The organism is Mycobacterium sp., assembly GCF_039583785.1.
Classification (GTDB): domain Bacteria; phylum Actinomycetota; class Actinomycetes; order Mycobacteriales; family Mycobacteriaceae; genus Mycobacterium.
Genome location: NZ_JAVKSG010000209.1, coordinates 1 through 1,532, shown reverse-complemented (window position 1 = coordinate 1,532; position 1,532 = coordinate 1). Strand labels below are relative to the sequence as shown.

Annotated in this window: 1 protein-coding gene; it reads left to right on the top strand. The window is 64.9% G+C overall.

Translation table 11 applies throughout. From position 1 onward, the window contains the following. The first annotated feature begins 93 nt into the window (after positions 1-93). Positions 94-1,122: an IS110 family transposase gene (locus tag ABDV69_RS21440; protein ID WP_343577857.1), complete on the top strand. Its 1,029-nt coding sequence runs from the start codon at positions 94-96 to the stop codon at positions 1,120-1,122. Positions 1,123-1,532: the final 410 nt, after the last annotated feature.

Genomic DNA, 1,532 nt, shown 5'->3' with positions numbered 1-1,532 from the left:
CCTGATGCGATGAAGGGGCGGGGCCTCCGCTCCTCGTGACGTCCCGGCGGATGCTGGGGGTGTTCACTTTCCACGAATCAAGGGAGGCCCCTAATGGGCGAGTATGACGGAAAACAGTTCGTCGGGATTGACCTGCATCGGCAACGGTCTGTGATCGTTCGCCAAACCGACACCGGCGATCAGCTCTCGGCGGTGCGGATCGTCAACGATCCGGTCGCGTTGGGCCTGGAGCTGGAGCGAGCCGGCGCCGACCCCGAGGTGGTGCTGGAGGCAACGTACGGCTGGTATTGGGCGGTGGATGTGCTGCAAGCCGGCGGAGCCCATGTGCATTTGGCACACCCGTTGGGAGTCAAGGGATTCCGGTATCGACGGGTGAAAAACGACGTCCGTGATGCCAGTGATCTTGCCGATCTGTTGCGGATGGGCCGGCTGCCCGAGTCCTGGATCGCCCCACCGCCCACCCGCGAATTGCGGGAGTTGGTGCGCTACCGCGCAAAGATCGTCGCGATCCGATCCGGACTCAAGGCTCAGGTCCATGCCGTGCTGGCCAAAGCCGGGGTGTTGATCGCGGTGACCGATCTGTTCGGGATCGGGGGCCGCAAACGGCTGGCCAAGGTAGCGCTGGGCGCCGCTTATGCCGAGCGGGTGCGTTCACTGCTGGAACTCATCGACGTCCTCGACGGTCACGAAGCGCGGTTCGCCGAGATGATCGCCAAGCGGCTCGACGCCGATCGCGGCTATCAAGCGCTCCAACAGGTGCCCGGTATCGGGCCGGTGTTGGCGGCGGTCTTCGTCGCCGAGATCGGCGACGTGCAGCGTTTCACCGACCCCGCGCACTTGTGTTCCTGGGCCGGGCTGACCCCCAAGCACCGCGAGTCCGACACCGTGGTGCACCGCGGGCACATCACTAAACAAGGCTCGAAGCTGGTCCGCTGGGCGGCCATCGAGGCGGTGCAGCGTCATCAGACGACTACCAAGATCGCCGCTGACAAGGACCGCATCGAAGCCCGCCGCGGCAAGAACATCGCCAAGGTCGCCGCGGCACGCAAACTGCTCACACTGGTCTACTACGGGCTGCGCGACGGGCACATCCGCGCGCTCGACCAAGCCAGGGCGGCGTGAGCACTCCGGACACAACACGTGCGCGGTCGTTCCTATGTCTGACCCCCAATCGGCGTGGTCGCCCTCCTGATTGACCCCGCGTGTTGCTACCGCACCGCTTCATGCCCACACCGCTGAGCGAAGGGATGACCGGCAGCCGGAACAGTTCGGCCCTGCCCCAAAGTATCTGCACCATCACTGCTTGAAGAAGGCTCACAACCCCCAAAACAATCGCGCCGCTGATCTTTCCGGCACCCCCGGGCAGTATGCATCGGCCCGGACCGGCATCAAGACCGTTCGTCCTCGCTACGCTGCGGGCGCTGCGTCTTGACCCCGGTCCTTACCCGATGCCGCCCACACGGAGGCCGAAAGCCAGCAAAAACCCTGGTCAACAACGGGGTTGACAGACCCCGCCCCTTCAGGGATGACAT

Coding starts and splice junctions, on each gene's coding strand:
- ABDV69_RS21440 (WP_343577857.1), top strand. CDS start 94: ATGGGCGAGTATGACGGAAAACAGTTCGTCGGGATTGACCTGCATCGG.